Raw genomic sequence first — 16,232 nt, 5'->3', positions numbered from 1 at the left:
TATCTACCGGAACACTGCCACCACACTCATGCCCGGCAAAACCTTTGCTGGCACAGTCTTTATCGTGGCACGTATTTGTACTGTTTGACTGGTTGGGTCAACGCTTGGCCCGATATGGCTAACCACTGCCTGTAATGTTTGTTGTGTTTCTTCAACCTGCAATGTGATTGCTTTATTTATCGTCAGCCATGCCATCCATTGGGCTGGAACGATAATGTCGGCTTCTAAACGATTCAATCCGACGATTTTCATCAAGGCTTGCTGCTGTTGCACCACTTCAAATGTATGGCTATCTAGCTGCTCCACCACGCCATCAAATGGCGCCTTAATATCACAACGCTCCACATTTAATTGCGCCATTGTGCGCTCTGCTTGCACCTTTTGTAATTCAGCATCTGCAATGGTTACTTCCAGTGTACCGATAGAGTTCAAACGATTGAGCTGTTGTGTATTATCCAGCCTCGCTTGCGCAACTTTCGTCTCGGCATCCACTTTTTCCAACTGAGCTTCAAATAATCGACAGTCTAAACGAATAAGAGAATCCCCTTGCTCAAAGGATTCCCCCATCTTTTTTGGCACAGCAATCACTCTAGCCGATAACTCAGTGGACAAGGTCGCCTTATTGGTCGCGGTTAATATACCGCGCGCTTTAAAGGTCTCTTGCGCAATCGCAGGCACCGCGATTGAACAAGAGAACAGACATGCCACAATTTTCTGTGTTAACGTCATCAATATTTACTTCTCAGCCACGCTTTTTGCCGCTAATGCAGATTGCATTTCTTCTGCTGAAATCACTTCAATATCACCTTGCTCCCAACGAGCGAACATGTTGTTGAAGGCTGTCGATAATTCCTCCAAGCTCATGCTGCCGAAACCTTCCGGCAATGGATCAAGCCCCATAGATACGAGCACTTTACCGAAGTTATTTTGCAGATCCGCATAAGCCACATCACGACGCAATTCGGCCAACAAAGCATTAAGATCCTCACGAATCACGGTTAAATCACCAACACTTTGCGCTGTACGGCTAGAATCCACTTGGGCTTTAATACGCTGTGCCACGTCATAATATTGAGTAGCAAGATCATAGGTATCATTCGATTCTTTGAATTGAATATCAGCAATATGAACCTGAGAAATAACCGCCATAGACGTTGCTAAAGAACGCTGCTTGCCTGCCGCGATTTTCAAGTCATTTAACTTATCCAACTTGCCATATCGAAACACGTTCATTAGATTCCAATTTAAGCCGACGCCAGCCGATGTCCAATCGTTATAACGAAGGTAGTCGGAATCGTTGTAATTCAGGCCTGCACTCAGGCTTAAACTTGGGAAAAGAGACAGAAAGGCAGAATGCACTTCTTCTTGAGTAATACGTTCTTGGTATTGCGCCTCACGAAGCTCTGGGCGAAGCACTAGCGCAGTACGCTCCATATCACTCATATCGATATTAAGAACGGGGATATCACTATTTGGGTTATTAACATCCGCCAATTCAAAATCCACTGATGGATTTAATCCCATTAAAACAGCCAATTCAGTTTTGGCAGGCATCAGATCCTTACGAATATCCTGAAGTGTTCTTAAAGATTCCAGCAAGGCACGTTGATAGGTTAGCGCTTCCATTGGGGACTGAGCGCGGAGCTTTTCTATCTTGGCGGAGTCAACTAACGCAGCACGGGCCTTAATGATTAAGGGATTAATTTTAGACAGCAGGCGCTCAGCAGAAACAGCACGATAATAGGCATTACGAGATTGCTCCATAATAGAGTGAACCACTTTACGCTCACGCTCTTTGGAAATCAGAAAACGATCTGCTTGTTGTTTTGCGCGGTAATAGGACAACCCAAAATCAAGCACATCCCAAGTTGCTCCAATACTCGCATTGACCGTACTTTTATCAGAAGAAACAGAATAACTTGGATTACTGCCTAGGCTAGAAGGCTCATCTCCAGAGAAAGTCACGGATGCTGAAGCCGCATAATTACTACGTTGGTTATAACCTGCCTTAGCCGCTAACTCAGGTAACATGTCAAATTTATCAACGGCCAACTGCCCCTGTGAAACGACCGCTTCAAACGCTTTTAGTCGCGCATCACGGTTGTATTTAATCGTCCTGGCAAAGGCTTCATTTAAGTCAATTGGCCCTGTTATAGGCGCAACGTTTTTTTCTAACAACGCACTGTTGTCACTTGCATTCGCCATGACATCATTGTCACTTAAACGAACAGGACTAACAGAACACCCCACTATTGTAGTGGCAACAAGCATTGCAAGCATGGTTTTACCGAACACTGGGTAGATCGCCATGTCATCTCCTTAGAATAAGCGCTTTACAGAATAATAAATTTAGTTGGACAGAGTACTGGCGTTTGAAACCTTGAACTCAAATTCCACGCGTCGATTTCGCGCATACATACTTTTCAACGAATCTCTGGACGCTAACGGCTCCTCTGGGGCAGAGACCAAAAGATTATTTTCACCATGTGGTTTCACAAATATTTGCTGTTTTGATACGCCTGACATAAGCAAACGCTCACGGATATAATCAGCACGCCTATACGAAAGGGCCATATTGTAGTCATCACTGCCGATAGGGTCTGTGTAACCATGTAAGGTTAGTGAGGCATTGGGGAATGAGTTCAGAAACACAACAACATCATTAAGGTCAAGTCCAACAGCGGCACCTTCATCAAATCCAAACAATACAGGGCTTACCGCTATCTTAGCTTGCGAACTCTCGGAAGCTCCCGAGCTCACTTTTGGCGCCTTACTAACGGCTTGCGGCTCTTTAAACTGTTTCATATCAACAGCATCAACTTTTGAAGCGCATCGAGTATAACGGTCGTTACAGTCTAGATTTATATTGTCAGATGTAACACTTGAACACCCATAACTAAGCACCACAAAAGAAGTGACAACTAGAGACCGGATAAAAAATGGGCAAAAAGCCATAAAAAACCTCATAGAGAGTATGAAAACACTGGGAAATGAAGGTAAGCAGGAAGACAAAATTGGCTGCTATTAAAAGCATCTTCAAATAGACGAAGGGGAGCTAAGAACATTATTGGTAAACGCATTCCATGCAAGTGCAATTTAGTATCGCCTGTATCAAAATTTTTGATTTCGATTGCTATCAAATATGTAGTTATCGTATAAAAATAACCAAAAAAGTGCAATAAAAAAGCAAACCAATCACTGCAAAACTACAAAAACTACATCCAGGCAATGCGACTAAACTCACCAAGAAACATAAATTTAGCATTCAATTTCCCGAATCAACCACTTCCTTTTTTAATGCACAAACTAGCAAACAGGGCTTTAGAAAGCCTGAGTATAATACTCGACTATTATTAGGATTCGAGTTTGTTCGCACCCTTAACAACTTCATATTTTCTTTGGATGACATATGGAAAATGCTCACAACAACACCTCTTCTTCCGGTATGGGAGCGAAGGAGTTCACACTTTTAGTCGCTCTGCTCATGTCGATAACAGCCATTTCGATTGATGCATTACTGCCAGCGCTTGGTATTATCGGTAACGAATTGGGCGCAGTAACAGCAAACCAACCACAACTACTTATTAGTATGTTATTTCTCGGTTTGGCGATGGGACAGTTAATTTGCGGGCCGTTATCAGATGCGCTAGGTCGTCGCCCAATTTTATTTGGCGGCTTTGCTCTCTACTTGGTTGGTACGATTGTCTGTTATCGGGCAGACAGTTTAGAAATACTCATGCTGGGTCGTTTTATTCAAGGCTTAGGCGTTGCAGGGCCATACATTTCCGCCATTTCTCTTGTTCGCGATCTGTATCACGGCGCCCAAATGGCACGCATAATGTCTTTGGTCATGATGATTTTCGTCTTGGTTCCAGCCATTGCCCCAACATTGGGTCAAGCCATCATGCTTGTTTCAGACTGGCGAGGTATTTTTGAACTTTATCTAGCTTATGCCGTTTTACTAATTGTTTGGATTGGTTTCCGTCTAAAAGAAACGCTACCAAAATCAAACCGCATTCCTTTCTCTAAAAAAGGCTTTTTAGACGGCTTTAGAGAAGTCGTAACGAATAGAATTACCGCGAGTTATACCATCTGCATAGGGTTGTTTTTCGGCAGCTTTATTGGTTATTTGAACTCTTCACAACAAATATTCCAGGTGCAATTTAATACCGGTAACCTCTTCGCACTCTACTTTGGTTTATTAGCTTTAGTATTAGGTTTCTCTTCGTTGATTAACTCACGTATTGTTGAAAAACATGGCGCGAAATATATCGCTTTCCGCGCCATTTGCCTGGTTGTTATCGCATCAATTGCCTTTTTTGCTTTACATGCTTTCGTGGCCATCAGCTTATGGATGTTCTTGGTCTATGCTGCCGTGCTGTTCTTCTGCTTTGGTTTGTTATTCGGTAATCTCAACGCCCTAGCAATGGAGCCCATGGGACACGTTGCAGGTATTGCTTCTGCGGTTATTGGCTCAGCGTCCTCTATCATGTCGATGAGTATTGGCACCGTGATAGGCCAAATGTACAACAATACCTTATTACCCATTTCCGGTGGCTTTATAATTATGGGCTCACTAGCCGTGTGTATTATGTACTGGGCTGAGAAAGGGCGGGTTGAAGAAGTCGTTGAAGAGCACAGCGCTGTTTAATCTATCTGCTCAACAACACCAAAAAGAAAACAAACAAACCAAATAGCAAAACTATTTGGCTTGTTTGTTATCAGTGGAAGTAAGTAACAGCGTATCAAGCTGATTCTCTAGTTCAGACGCTTCCATCATCGCCTGATTCATCAAAGCTGGCGTTAAAAGTGCCTCTTTACTAACTGCTTTTAAGGCAAAAAAATTCATGGGCGATACTGAAAATTCAGCAGCCCACGCTAATAAAGCAGATTCTAAAACGGCTTCAAACTCGGCAAATAAGGCAAATGTCGACGGCAGCATTTTATGCTGTTCACCAAGCAGAATACGATACACTGCAAGGCGTTCAGTTTTATTAACCCAAGCTTCCCAAAGCAAGATCCAACCCGCAATCAGCGATAGTTCTTTTTTCGATTGCAAACGCACCAAAGTCTTTTGCATTTCATCCTGAGCCAATTCTGTTAACGAAGTTAACACCATTTCCCATAACACCAGCTTAGTTGGAAAATTACTGTAAACCGTCGGTTTAGACACGCCCGCCGTCACCACTACCTGATCAATACTGGTGCTTTGATAACCTTGCTTGGTAAATAAACCACCCGCCGCCTCAACTATGTGGGCTTTTTTACTGGGTCTTCCTCTTGCCATTTCTACCTCTATGCCTATTTTCTGCTATAAAGGCTATTCTAACCCTTGAGCAAGCCCCATAACAGAAATAACAATTGACGATAGGCTAAACGACTATCACTCGACATAAGGAATAAGGCGACCAAAGACAATCACCGCAATCCACAAAGCGAGCGACACACCCGCTGCCAGTTTCATATCCAAAGGCATTACCACTTCATTTCCCCCTTGTTCAATAGCGTCTGCGTTGCGGCGTTTTTTCATTCTCAGAGAAAAATATAAAGCATTTAATAATGCCAAAATAATACATAGCATTTTCAATTGAAAAGACGGATTTATAAAGTAGCGACTAGGGTCGCCGAACAAAAAAGCTACGCCAGTTGCCAAGTTAATGAAAAAACCTATTAGCGAAACTAAAATAAATGGCTCAACGGCTGGAAATGGGATCATCCGAGCAAGGCCTAGTGCTCTTAAATCAATAAACAACAAGGACCCAAACAACAAGCATAAACCAATAAAATGCAAGCTTTCTAACGTCGGCCAAACATAACTATGAGTAATAATGTAGTGGTTAAGGTTGGACTCACTCATCCATTGAACAATAGACTGAATTTGCATATTTAACATCCCTTAGAAAATATACGCGATTAAGCGTCCAGCCACTAAGGCCGTCATCCAGATTAGGATCACAGCAAATGCGAGTACTTTTTGCCTTACAGTGCTTCCCCCTGCCGAAATCCGCCCTAGTGCAACAAGCCCCAATGACACATTTTTCGCCGAAATAACACGACGCGTTACCGCACAGCTTCTAACTAAAAAGTGAGTCCCCACCAAACCTGCCAAAATAAAGACTATCTTGATTCGAAAAGGCCAACTCTCCCAGAGGACAGTGGCGCTGCCAAAAAACAGCGCCACACCGGAAAAAAGGTTAATGGCAAAGCCAATAAGTGCCAGCTTCCAATAAACAGGTAAGCGACTAGTCTGTATTCCTCGACCAACCCCTAACACCCTAAAACAAATCATTAAGGCAAGCCCAACCAAGGTCCCCATACCGATTGTGTGTAAAGTTAAGGCAATCGGATATCCCCAAAGAGAGGTAGATACCCACTCACCAAGAGGTGACATTTCAGCCCAATTCAAAAAGTCCACGCGACACCCTTATTTACCGAACTTCATTGGTTAAATCAGCACAGTTGTAAGGTTCGTAATGCCCCTCGGTTAGCTTCACTTCATCTTTACCTGAAAAGCTATTCTCCAAATACAAGGCGTCTTCTCCTTCATATTCACGATAAAGCGTTAAACCATCTTCGCTTAAATAAAAGCGCTCAACCATATGCAGTTGATTACTGTTCATTGCAGCGCCTTGTTTCATTGGCGGCGCATGGAGATATCCAGGGTTGAAACCAACAGTATCCACAACCAATACTTTGCCATCCCAGTGGCCAATCGAATGCCCTGCTCGGCTAGCTTCAATATTTTCAGGGTGCTTGTCCAAATCAAGGTGAATGGTGCGAGCAATATCCATAAAGCCATAAGAAATCACAATATCGTCTTGGGTTTGCTCTATCTTGTTTACCAGCTGATCAAAGGTCCAATCATCAATAATATTTGTGGCCTCACAATGCATACGCGGTGACTTAGCAAATGCATAATCCGCTACGGCGGCTTTACCTTCTTCGGTTAACTTAAACTGTGGACGACCTTCATCCATTGGAGGGTGATCACCACGAGGCGGGCGATGCTCACCCTCTGCTAACTCCGGCATACCTTCTGGTGGCATTGGCGGCCTATCACCATTAACCCCTTTGGGAGGCTTTCTATCATGCTCTGGACGTTCGGCCACCCAAGTCCCGCCAATGTTTGGCGTACCATCTACTAGCGTCGTTTGTCGTGGTTGTTTTACCAATTGACCTGCTTTATCAAAAACAGAGTCACGGTCTACAGTTACACCGCTATCAAAAGTAATTGTATGGACATAACAAGCATTATCTTCACTGCGAGCCGGAGAACCTACTACCTTAATTTGCGTGCCTTTTGCAAAAGTCCCCGATGTCCATCCGGCACGCTTCAGCGCACTTCCAGTTCCCAATTCACAGCGCCATTCATTAGTCTGTCCGGCTTTATCTAAAACATTAAAGTAGATATAAGCGTGAGGATTAACCAAACGACTTTTAGTCACGATGCCTTCCACTTTAATCGTCGTAGATTCATCAAACTGACCATTTACACCGTGATGTGCGTAACTTTTACTTGCGAACACACTTGCGCCGACCATTAACACAAGCGCACTTTTAAAAACAAACTGATTCATATATGGCTCTTTAAACATCTAAAGTTAACGTGGTCAGAATTCTATAGGAGGGAAGAAGAGACCAACAAGAAAATAGCGGGTAAAGCTAAGTAAAATAAATATGTGTAAATTAAGTGCTTACTTGAGCGCACAAAAAACATCTCGTGCTATTGCTCTAGACCCTTCTGAAAAATGACTTTTTAATATTTCTCCAGCGTAATCGTCAATCAGCATTTTAAATCAAAAAATACACTTGACGAGACATCAAAACGCTATTAAATTAACTAAACGGTATAGTTAATTTAATAGAGCGCAAAAGTAATTTTAGGAGCAAGTCATGCAAAGCGAGAACGGTTTCTACGGGCAATACGGCGGTAGCTATATTCCTGAAATTCTTTATTCGAGCCAACAGCAAATTTTACAGGCGTTCGAAGAAGTCAAAAACGACCCTGAGTTTCTTGCTGAGCTGAATCAACAATGGCAGCAGTTTTCTGGCCGCCCTACTCCTCTTACGTTTTGTGCGAACTTGACTGAGCATTTTGGTGGCGCACAAATTTATCTGAAGCGTGAAGACTTAAATCACAGTGGCGCACATAAGATGAACAACGTAATTGGCCAAGGGTTATTGGTCAAACGTATGGGCAAAAAACGCGTTATTGCCGAAACAGGTGCGGGTCAGCACGGTATTGCCACGGCGCTTGTTGCAGCGCGTTTAGGGCTAGAATGCACCATTTACATGGGTGCGAAAGACATTGAGCGCCAATACCCAAATGTTTTCTGGATGAAACAGCTTGGCGCAACCGTTGTGCCTGTTACCACTGGCGCACAAACTTTACGTGATGCCTTAGACGAGGCCCTACGTGACTGGTCTTCTAGCCACGAAGAAAGTCATTATCTGATTGGCACCTCTTGTGGTTGCGCACCCTTCCCTGAAATGGTGGCCTACTTTCAATCAGTGATTGGCAATGAAGTACGTGAACAAAGTGTGGCGCAATTCGGTCAATTTCCAGATCGTTTATACGCTTGTGTTGGCGGTGGTTCGAACGCTTGTGGTTTGTTCCTACCTTTCCTTGATGACATAGAAGTGGAAATGGTGGGTGTCGAAGCGGGCGGTAAAGGTTTGGAACTTGGCGAGCATTCTATTCGTTTGTCTCACAATCTTGGACAACCTGGTATCGCCCAAGGCTTTGCGACTATGTTTTTACAAGATGACGCAGGACAACTGCAAGAAACTCATTCCATTGCAGCCGGTTTAGACTATGTTGGCGTATCGCCAATCATTGCCCATTTGGCCGAAACGGGGCGTATTAACATGACCTACGCCATGGACGATGATGTGATTGCGGCGTGTACGTTATTACTGAAAAAAGAAGGCATAATCCCTGCACTAGAATCTTCCCATGCTTTAGCGGGTGCCTTTAAAGACGCACCGAATTTGCCTAAAGATTCTAAGATCGTCATCAACCTGTCTGGTCGTGGCGACAAGGACATCTTTAATGTAGCGAAAGCGGTGCAAGACGAAACCTTCCCACAATTCTTAACCGATTACCTTGCGGCATATCCAACCAATCACGCCGACAATGAGGAGGAAAACGCATGAGCCAGTTAGCCACCTTTATTGCAGAAAAACGTCAGCAAAAGCCGATTTTATCGATGACCCATGTGGTTTATGGCTATCCGAGTGTTGAACAAAGCTTGAGCTGGATGGAAAGATTAATGCAGGAAGGCGTCGATTTTATCGAGGTGCAATTTCCTTTTTCCGATCCTGTTGCCGACGGCCCAAGCATTGTTGCAGCCTGCCATAAGGCATTAGAGCAAAAGTTAGACGTAGAAACCTGTTTGTCTCAGCTTGGCAAATTAGCTAAGAACTTCCCTAACAGCCGCATTGTGTTAATGAGTTATCTCAACCCAATGTATCGCTTTGGATTAGACAAGCTCGCCAAGCGTGCGGCTGAGGAAAATATTCTAGGCTTGATCTTACCAGATCTACCAATTGAACAAGCCACGACCTACCAAGCCGCTTGTAAAGCCAACAACATTGATCCAGTGTGGTTAGTGACACCAGTAACGCCACCAGATCGTCTAGCCATGCTAGCCAGTCAAGCTAGTGGTTTCCTATATTGTGTGGCTCGCTCTGGTGTAACGGGTCACTCTGTTCATGAAAACAAAAGCCATGAACGTAAAACCAAGCAGACATCACTTGATGACTATTTGACGCAAATAAAACAACACGCCAGCGCACCAATGGGCGTCGGTTTTGGCCTGCGTGAACGAGCTCAAATAGAGCAACTGATTGGCAAAGCCGACATCGCGATTCTTGGTTCTGCGCTCCTAGATGCGTACAACAAAGGTGGCCAAGAAGCAGGTGTTAAACTGATAAAAGACTTGTTTCAACATTAGAGAAAAAATCTCAAAATACCAAAAGCGCTTCCCCTCTTACCTTACAAGAAGGGGACACGCTTTTATACTCCCGAAGACTTGGCTATCTAATTTCAGCAATCGTTTGTAATGCTCTTATAACCTCTCTTATTTCAGGTCGGCTCTCTACTGATTGATGATAAATAATGTACCAAGTGCATGGGACTGAGTATGCGGCCTTTTTTAAGGTTGTTATATTTTCAAAAGGTGAATTTCTGACTACCCAGGCAGATAGAAACGTTACATATTGTTTATTCATAGATAGAATTCTTAATATCAATGAAACAGAGTCAGCCTCTCTGATGGTATTAGGACTGCAATTATTAGGTCTGAAAATTGTGTCGAATTCCATATCCGGCTGATAGGCTCGACTGTAGGTAAGGTATGGGTATTCTGTAATTTTTTCGATACTAAAATTTTTGGCAGTATTTAGCGGATGTTTATGATTCAGAGTCAGTAACAGCTCATCATCAAAGATTTTTTCGCAATGGAAGTCTTTCGTATTTACCGGTGTCGTATTAATAATAAAATCTACTTCTCTCTCGAAAAGCGCATTCACAAGATTGGATGTGTTGTACCTGTTGATATCCAGCTTATCAAAAGAGGCTTCAGGAAGGTATTGTAGAATAGTATCAAAGGTATCGTAAGCGCTAACTCCCCATCTAATATAGCTATCTGATCGCCCCAACATTACCGCTTCCGCTTCTGCCTTACGTACAAACGGCAGTAACAACTTACCTGCCTTTAACAACCTCTCACCTGAAGGAGAAAGGACTAGCTTGCGCCCTCTTTTATCATAGATATTTACTGTTAATCGCTTTTCTATTTCACGCAAACGATAAGTCGCTGCCGGCTGAGTCAACCCAAGCGCCGAGGCTGCGTCTTTTAGTGAGCGGTGTTCATCAATTGCACATATCAGCTCATAGTGTTTTATATCTAGCATTAGAAACCTCAATAAAATGATCGAAATAAAACAGTTCATCCGTCTTTATATGACGGTTATTTCTAGGTTTATCACAAGTTATGGCACACTTTTTTGTCCATAAAAAACCGTTATAGGAAAATATATAATCTAATTACGACATAAAAAGCAAAAATTCTCATCAAAAAAATTTTACAAACACACCCAAAAAAAAACATAAACCAATGATAAATATGGTTTTTTACAGCTTATTTTAGAGGCCAATGTTTTTATATATAAAAAAATGATGACTTACTCGATCATAACTTTATTTTTTTTTCCTCTATTTATTATTTAGGCTAATAGAACACAATAAATACCAGAGACGATTGCGATGAGAAAAAATTTAAGAATTAGACCTTATACATTTTATCCCTCACTTACTATCTTAGGGATACTCAGTTACTTAGCACTTTTTGATAATGAAAATTTTTTAGCCATAACGTCACAAATACATCACTGGTTGTTAGATAATTTTGGCTGGATGTATCTACTTTCCGCTTTTTCATTGGTCATAACTTGCTTTGTGGTTTTCTTTTCGCCAATAGGTAATATGAGAATAGGAGGGAAAGAGGCAAAACCGCTTTTAACAAAGTGGCAGTGGGCCTCCATTACGTTATGTAGCTCTGTTGCTATCGGGTTACTCTTTTTTGCCTCATCCGAACCTATTATCGATATGGCATATCCTCCTAAGTTTTTAGGAGCAGAACCACTTTCAAGAGAATCCGCCGTCTTTGGTTTAGCCGCCGTATTCATGCATTGGTCGCTAACCACATACGCTCTCTATAGCATTCCAGCTTTGGCATTCGCACTTGCTTATTATAATTTTAAACGCGACTTCAGTATTTCTTCAGCCATGTTTGTTGGCAGTAATATTGAATTAAAATCGACAACAAAACAGTTGATTGATGCTTTCGCCCTTATTGCCTTAGTGGCGGGGATGATCACCTCTTTAGGGTCAAGTATTTTAATGCTTGAAGGCGGTATCAATGCTCTTTTTACCACTGAAATCGGTACGACAGCACTCGCTCTGATTGCCGCTTTAGTTATGGTGGCTTCCGCTTTGTCTGCTGCATCTGGCCTACACAAAGGGATTGCCTTCTTATCCAGTTGGAATGCAAAAGCATTTATCGCTTTCTCATTACTCGTTTTAATTTTTGGTCCTACTAGCTTCATCGCTCATGCAGGGCTAGATAGCCTTTCCATGTACCTTTCCAACTTTGTTAACTGGAGCCTAGATACAGGCGTTGTCGTAGAAGATTCTTGGCCAAAAGATTGGACTGTCTTTTTCTGGGCTGCTTGGTACGCATGGGCACCAATAGTCGCGATTTTTCTGGGTAAAATTTCACGCGGCTATACAGTCAAAGAATTCCTAATTTTCAATGTCGCAATGCCTTCCATTTTTGTGCTGTTCTGGTGTTCTATTTTTGGAGGCTACTCTATTTACCTTGAGCTAACAGCCAATAATGTATTGTCTGATACGCTAAGCCAAAAAGGTCCTGGTGCAATCATTTGGGAGCTAATGCAAGATCTTCCAGGTTCTATTTTCTTCATTGCATTTTTCCTAATTATGTCTTTCATGTCTTATGTAACCGCATCAGATTCGGCTATTGATGCCATCGCTGGGACATGTGTTGAGTCTTTTCATGAACAGGACGAAGAACCCAAATCACCACTATTTATTAAATTAGTATGGGGCGGAATCATTGCTTTATTAGCCTGCATTATGACAATCAATAGCGGCTTGGATGGTCTGAAATTGGTATCAACCATCGGTGGTTTCTTGGGCATGATTATTGCCATGTGTGCGCAAATTTTCTTATTACGTTTGTGTTTTCTAAAACGGGAAAAAAACAAAGTGACGATTTAAGGAAAATACAAATAAGTTTTTCCTTAAATATTCACAACTATTTGACTAAGACCACATGAATAAGATGCCATTTAAAATGGCATCTAAATGAAATTGAAGGATTTTTCATTATGAACCTCACAAACAATCAAAATCTGAATATGCTATCTGAATTAGACAGCCTTGCTCTGATGATAAATATGTCTGACTACCCTTTAAATAAAAAAGAGTCGGCGGCCTATAAACAAGCAGTACTTGCTTGTCAGAAGCAGCTTGAAAGTGATGGCTGTGCTCACTTACCCAACTTTATTCGTGAAGATAAAATCGAATTAATTAGAGAGCAGAGCGAAAATGTCTCCCATTTGGCTCACTATCACGAGAATAAAGTGACACCTTATGCCACCGAAGGCAACCCTGAATTAGGCGAAAACCATCCGGTTAACCGATACCAACAGTTTAGCAATGGCTTTGTTGCAAAAGATCTACTGCCAGAACAGATGATTATCAAACAACTCTATAGGAATACTATTTTCCAAGAGTTCATTGCTGAATGTTTAGGGAAGGATAAGATTTATGAATATGCAGATCCCATCGCAGGCCTAGTGATTAATGCAATGCCAGAGAATACATCACTTCCTTGGCACTATGATACGAATGAATTTATTGTCAGCTTGATGACTAGACGTCCAGAAGAAGGCGGCGAATTTCAGTATTCTCCTGGGCTTCGTCAGCCTGGTAACGAAAACTATTCTGAAGTGCAAAACATTCTCGATGGTGATCTTACAAAAGTGAAATCACTAACACTTAACACAGGCGACCTACAAATGTTTAAAGGCCGCTTCTCTATGCACCGCGTTGCATCATGCAAAGGCACTAGATTATGCGCCCTCTTTGGCTATGCCGAAAAGCCAGGAATGATAGGAAAAATTAAACGGACGAAAGACGTTTATGGACGGGTGACTGAGGCTCATATCAAGGCTGAACAAGAAACAAGGGAAGACGGTTTAGCAGGCTAAATTCAGCCTAATACAAGACGGGTAATACTTTAAACTACTGTAATTCAAAAGGCATACCTAAAAAATGAACTATTCAACTTTTGATTTTTTCAATCAAGTAATCGATAAAGACTTAGAAGACCGTGTCGCTATATACAGGCTGAATCGACTAAGAGAACAAATCATTAACTTTAAACTCGATGCCGTGGTGTTATTTGAACCAATTAATATTCGCTATGCTTGTGGTGTTCGCAACATGCAGGTTTATTCTCAACGCAACCCAGCTCGATACTTAATTGTACCTGCAGAAGGCCCAGTTGCTCTTTTTGAGTATCGCTCATGCGCCCATTTAACAGAAGGTGTTGTGACACTGGACGAGGTTCATCCAGCCAGCCCTATCATGCCACTTCACAGCGGAGATCATTCTCATCGCCATGTACAAAGCTTTATTACCTCGTTGAAAGATATTCTTAGCCGATCTACACAGAACTTCGGTCGCATTGGTATTGAATCAGCACCAACAGAATTATTAGCCGATACTATTAAAGCTGGATTTGACGTGATAGATGCTTCTCGCCCTATTGAAGTGGCTAAGTCCGTCAAAAGCTTAGATGAACTTACACTTATCGCTCGCTCTGTTACCTTAACAGAGAGAGCCATGTCTGTTCTGGAGGGTTACCTTAAGCCTGGCATTACAGAAAACGAAGCATGGGCCGTATTTAACAAAGAAGTCCTCGCTACAGGTGGCGAGTATGCAGAAACTCGATTATTTTCCTCAGGTAACCGCACTAATCCATGGTTCCAAGAGTGTTCAGATAAAATAATGAACGCGGGTGAACTGGTTGCTTTTGATACCGATACAGTTGGTATTTTTGGCTACTATACTGACTTTTCGCGGACATTCGTCATTCCTGGTAAAGAAGCCACGCCGACTCAAAAGGCACTGTATCAGTTATCTTGTGAAGAACTAGAAACTAATATTGCGCTAATGAAACCAGGAATGAGTTTTAAAGAGTACTCACAAAAAGCATGGAGAATTCCAAAAGAATATCAAAAAAACCGATATCTGGCGGTGGTGCATGGCTGTGGAATGACAGGAGAATGGCCAATCATTTCCCACAATATGGACTGGGATGAAGTAGGTTATGACGGCATCATTCAACCCGGCATGACACTATGCGTTGAGTCATACATTGGCCGTGAGTACGGTGAAGAAGGTGTGAAGCTAGAAGAGCAAGTTCTGGTTACAGAAACCGGAGTTAGAAGAATGTCATCCTATGGCTACTCAAATGAACTTTTGAACTAACCCTATACTACCTTTTTTACTTATTCAGAAGACCTACTTTGCTAAAGATCATTCTATAAATAGCACTTGAAAAGATCAAACCGTGAATATATGATCCATATACATTTTATATATGGATCATATCTCATGGGTATTATTAAAATCTCCGACGACCTTCACGACGACATCCGCAAAAGCTGCCATGTCATGTCGCGCTCTATCAATGCACAAGCCGAATTCTGGATGAAAATGGGACGCTTAGCCGAGCTCAACCCCAGCCTCACCTTTTCCGAGTTGATTGCCAACGAACTGGCCAGTGCAAATGCTGAAACACCACTCAAAGCGGTGAAGTAGCATGCAAGTTCATATTAAAACACCCGCAGAAATTGACTTCATGCGTGAGTCTGGCAAATTACTGGCCAGCGTATTTCATATGCTCGATGACTTCGTCAAAGAAGGCGTGTCGACTTTAGAAATCAACAATAGAGTTGAAGACTTCATTCGCAATGAACTGAACGCAAGACCAGCAAGCTTAGGACAATACGACTATGAATTTGTCCTAAACTCCTCTATCAACGAAGTAGTCTGCCACGGCGTGCCAAGTGATAATCAAAAACTCAAAACAAAAGACATCATCAACTTAGACATCACCCTAGAAAAGAATGGTTTTATCGCCGATTCCAGCAAAATGTATGTCATGAGTGACGCCAACCCTATTGCCAAACGCTTAGTAAAAACTACCTACGAGGCAATGTGGGCTGGGATCAAAAAAGTAAAGCCTGGTGCAACCTTAGGTGATATTGGCGCAGCCATCCAAACCCTAGCGGAAAGTAAAGGTTATTCTGTTGTAAAAGAATACTGCGGCCATGGTATTGGTCGAGAAATGCACGAAGAACCGCAAGTACTGCATTACGGAAAAGCGGGAACAGGCATGACATTGGCAGCAGGCATGACTTTCACCATCGAACCCATGATCAACCAAGGAAAATCAAAAACTAAGACAAAAAAAGACGGCTGGACGGTTGTAACTTCTGATAAAAAATTATCGGCGCAATGGGAGCACACCATCTTGGTCACAGAAACGGGTTATGAAGTACTGACCTTAAGAAACGAAGAAGCCAGTATCTAAAGGGGTAAGATACTGACTTCTTCGTTTAGCCTGCCAACC

The 16,232-nt window shown here is 42.4% G+C and carries 16 protein-coding genes; 8 read left to right on the top strand and 8 right to left on the bottom strand.

Going from position 1 to position 16,232, the window contains the following annotated elements; all coding sequences use genetic code 11:
• Window positions 1–3: 3 nt before the first annotated feature.
• From DFP80_RS01550 to DFP80_RS01540, 3 genes are read right to left on the bottom strand one after another with little or no spacing between them, the layout of a single operon-like run.
• Window positions 4–729 (bottom strand): efflux RND transporter periplasmic adaptor subunit, encoded by a 726-nt coding sequence (locus DFP80_RS01550; protein WP_113915052.1) that lies wholly within the window; start codon window positions 727–729, stop codon window positions 4–6.
• Between the two features lie 6 nt (window positions 730–735).
• Window positions 736–2,310 carry a TolC family protein gene (locus DFP80_RS01545; RefSeq protein ID WP_113915051.1) on the bottom strand — a complete coding sequence of 525 codons (1,575 nt, stop codon included), beginning with the start codon at window positions 2,308–2,310 and terminating at the stop codon, window positions 736–738.
• A gap of 39 nt (window positions 2,311–2,349) precedes the next feature.
• Complete coding sequence (locus DFP80_RS01540) at window positions 2,350–2,805, bottom strand: OmpA family protein (RefSeq protein ID WP_158601331.1); 456 nt, start codon at window positions 2,803–2,805, stop codon at window positions 2,350–2,352.
• 604 nt (window positions 2,806–3,409) lie between these two features.
• On the opposite strand from DFP80_RS01540, the gene DFP80_RS01535 reads away from it, so the two are divergent.
• Entirely contained in the window at window positions 3,410–4,651 is a 1,242-nt protein-coding gene (locus DFP80_RS01535; protein ID WP_113915049.1) for a multidrug effflux MFS transporter, read from the top strand.
• Window positions 4,652–4,702: 51 nt separating this feature from the next.
• Here DFP80_RS01535 and DFP80_RS01530 read toward each other — a convergent pair whose 3' ends face one another.
• The 4 genes from DFP80_RS01530 to DFP80_RS01515 all read right to left on the bottom strand — a co-directional run bounded on the left by DFP80_RS01530 (window position 4,703) and on the right by DFP80_RS01515 (window position 7,577).
• A complete protein-coding gene (locus DFP80_RS01530; protein ID WP_113915048.1) occupies window positions 4,703–5,287 on the bottom strand; it encodes a TetR/AcrR family transcriptional regulator in 585 nt (194 codons plus the stop codon).
• 96 nt (window positions 5,288–5,383) lie between these two features.
• A complete protein-coding gene (locus DFP80_RS01525) occupies window positions 5,384–5,884 on the bottom strand; it encodes a hypothetical protein (RefSeq protein ID WP_113915047.1) in 501 nt (166 codons plus the stop codon).
• Between the two features lie 12 nt (window positions 5,885–5,896).
• Window positions 5,897–6,415 carry a hypothetical protein gene (locus DFP80_RS01520; protein WP_113915046.1) on the bottom strand — a complete coding sequence of 173 codons (519 nt, stop codon included), beginning with the start codon at window positions 6,413–6,415 and terminating at the stop codon, window positions 5,897–5,899.
• A 13-nt stretch (window positions 6,416–6,428) separates the two neighbouring features.
• Complete coding sequence (locus tag DFP80_RS01515; protein ID WP_113915045.1) at window positions 6,429–7,577, bottom strand: DUF6152 family protein; 1,149 nt, start codon at window positions 7,575–7,577, stop codon at window positions 6,429–6,431.
• 316 nt (window positions 7,578–7,893) lie between these two features.
• Here DFP80_RS01515 and trpB point away from each other — a divergent pair, with 316 nt between their 5' ends.
• Together trpB and trpA are read left to right on the top strand one after the other, a co-directional pair.
• Window positions 7,894–9,156: a tryptophan synthase subunit beta gene (trpB, locus tag DFP80_RS01510; RefSeq protein WP_113915044.1), complete on the top strand. Its 1,263-nt coding sequence runs from the start codon at window positions 7,894–7,896 to the stop codon at window positions 9,154–9,156.
• Entirely contained in the window at window positions 9,153–9,956 is an 804-nt protein-coding gene (trpA, locus tag DFP80_RS01505) for a tryptophan synthase subunit alpha (RefSeq protein WP_113915043.1), read from the top strand. The genes trpB and trpA overlap by 4 nt, the downstream gene beginning before the upstream one ends.
• Window positions 9,957–10,038: 82 nt before the next feature.
• Here the strand turns inward: trpA and DFP80_RS01500 are convergent, their stop codons facing one another.
• Window positions 10,039–10,917, bottom strand: coding sequence for a LysR family transcriptional regulator (locus tag DFP80_RS01500; protein WP_158601332.1), 879 nt, complete (start codon window positions 10,915–10,917; stop codon window positions 10,039–10,041).
• A gap of 352 nt (window positions 10,918–11,269) precedes the next feature.
• Between DFP80_RS01500 and DFP80_RS01495 the strand changes: the two genes are divergently transcribed.
• From DFP80_RS01495 to map, 5 genes are all read left to right on the top strand, one after another.
• A complete protein-coding gene (locus tag DFP80_RS01495; RefSeq protein WP_113915041.1) occupies window positions 11,270–12,805 on the top strand; it encodes a BCCT family transporter in 1,536 nt (511 codons plus the stop codon).
• 110 nt (window positions 12,806–12,915) lie between these two features.
• Window positions 12,916–13,800, top strand: coding sequence for a HalD/BesD family halogenase (locus DFP80_RS01490; protein WP_113915040.1), 885 nt, complete (start codon window positions 12,916–12,918; stop codon window positions 13,798–13,800).
• Between the two features lie 64 nt (window positions 13,801–13,864).
• Complete coding sequence (locus tag DFP80_RS01485; protein WP_113915039.1) at window positions 13,865–15,085, top strand: M24 family metallopeptidase; 1,221 nt, start codon at window positions 13,865–13,867, stop codon at window positions 15,083–15,085.
• A 126-nt stretch (window positions 15,086–15,211) separates the two neighbouring features.
• Window positions 15,212–15,418 carry a ParD-like family protein gene (locus DFP80_RS01480; protein WP_113915038.1) on the top strand — a complete coding sequence of 69 codons (207 nt, stop codon included), beginning with the start codon at window positions 15,212–15,214 and terminating at the stop codon, window positions 15,416–15,418.
• A 1-nt stretch (window position 15,419) separates the two neighbouring features.
• The gene (gene map / locus DFP80_RS01475; protein WP_113915037.1) at window positions 15,420–16,193 is read left to right on the top strand and encodes a type I methionyl aminopeptidase; all 774 of its coding nucleotides are present in this window, start codon (window positions 15,420–15,422) and stop codon (window positions 16,191–16,193) included.
• The last annotated feature ends 39 nt before the right edge of the window (window positions 16,194–16,232 follow it).

This window comes from Marinomonas rhizomae (assembly GCF_003315485.1).
In the GTDB taxonomy this organism is placed as follows: domain Bacteria; phylum Pseudomonadota; class Gammaproteobacteria; order Pseudomonadales; family Marinomonadaceae; genus Marinomonas; species Marinomonas rhizomae.
The sequence above is the reverse complement of the archived record's forward strand: the minus strand, read 5'-3'. Positions and strand labels throughout refer to the sequence as shown.

Coding starts and splice junctions, on each gene's coding strand:
- DFP80_RS01550 (WP_113915052.1), bottom strand. CDS start 729: ATGACGTTAACACAGAAAATTGTGGCATGTCTGTTCTCTTGTTCAATC.
- DFP80_RS01545 (WP_113915051.1), bottom strand. CDS start 2,310: ATGGCGATCTACCCAGTGTTCGGTAAAACCATGCTTGCAATGCTTGTT.
- DFP80_RS01540 (WP_158601331.1), bottom strand. CDS start 2,805: ATGAAACAGTTTAAAGAGCCGCAAGCCGTTAGTAAGGCGCCAAAAGTG.
- DFP80_RS01535 (WP_113915049.1), top strand. CDS start 3,410: ATGGAAAATGCTCACAACAACACCTCTTCTTCCGGTATGGGAGCGAAG.
- DFP80_RS01530 (WP_113915048.1), bottom strand. CDS start 5,287: ATGGCAAGAGGAAGACCCAGTAAAAAAGCCCACATAGTTGAGGCGGCG.
- DFP80_RS01525 (WP_113915047.1), bottom strand. CDS start 5,884: ATGCAAATTCAGTCTATTGTTCAATGGATGAGTGAGTCCAACCTTAAC.
- DFP80_RS01515 (WP_113915045.1), bottom strand. CDS start 7,577: ATGAATCAGTTTGTTTTTAAAAGTGCGCTTGTGTTAATGGTCGGCGCA.
- trpB (WP_113915044.1), top strand. CDS start 7,894: ATGCAAAGCGAGAACGGTTTCTACGGGCAATACGGCGGTAGCTATATT.
- trpA (WP_113915043.1), top strand. CDS start 9,153: ATGAGCCAGTTAGCCACCTTTATTGCAGAAAAACGTCAGCAAAAGCCG.
- DFP80_RS01500 (WP_158601332.1), bottom strand. CDS start 10,917: ATGCTAGATATAAAACACTATGAGCTGATATGTGCAATTGATGAACAC.
- DFP80_RS01495 (WP_113915041.1), top strand. CDS start 11,270: ATGAGAAAAAATTTAAGAATTAGACCTTATACATTTTATCCCTCACTT.
- DFP80_RS01490 (WP_113915040.1), top strand. CDS start 12,916: ATGAACCTCACAAACAATCAAAATCTGAATATGCTATCTGAATTAGAC.
- DFP80_RS01485 (WP_113915039.1), top strand. CDS start 13,865: ATGAACTATTCAACTTTTGATTTTTTCAATCAAGTAATCGATAAAGAC.
- DFP80_RS01480 (WP_113915038.1), top strand. CDS start 15,212: ATGGGTATTATTAAAATCTCCGACGACCTTCACGACGACATCCGCAAA.
- map (WP_113915037.1), top strand. CDS start 15,420: ATGCAAGTTCATATTAAAACACCCGCAGAAATTGACTTCATGCGTGAG.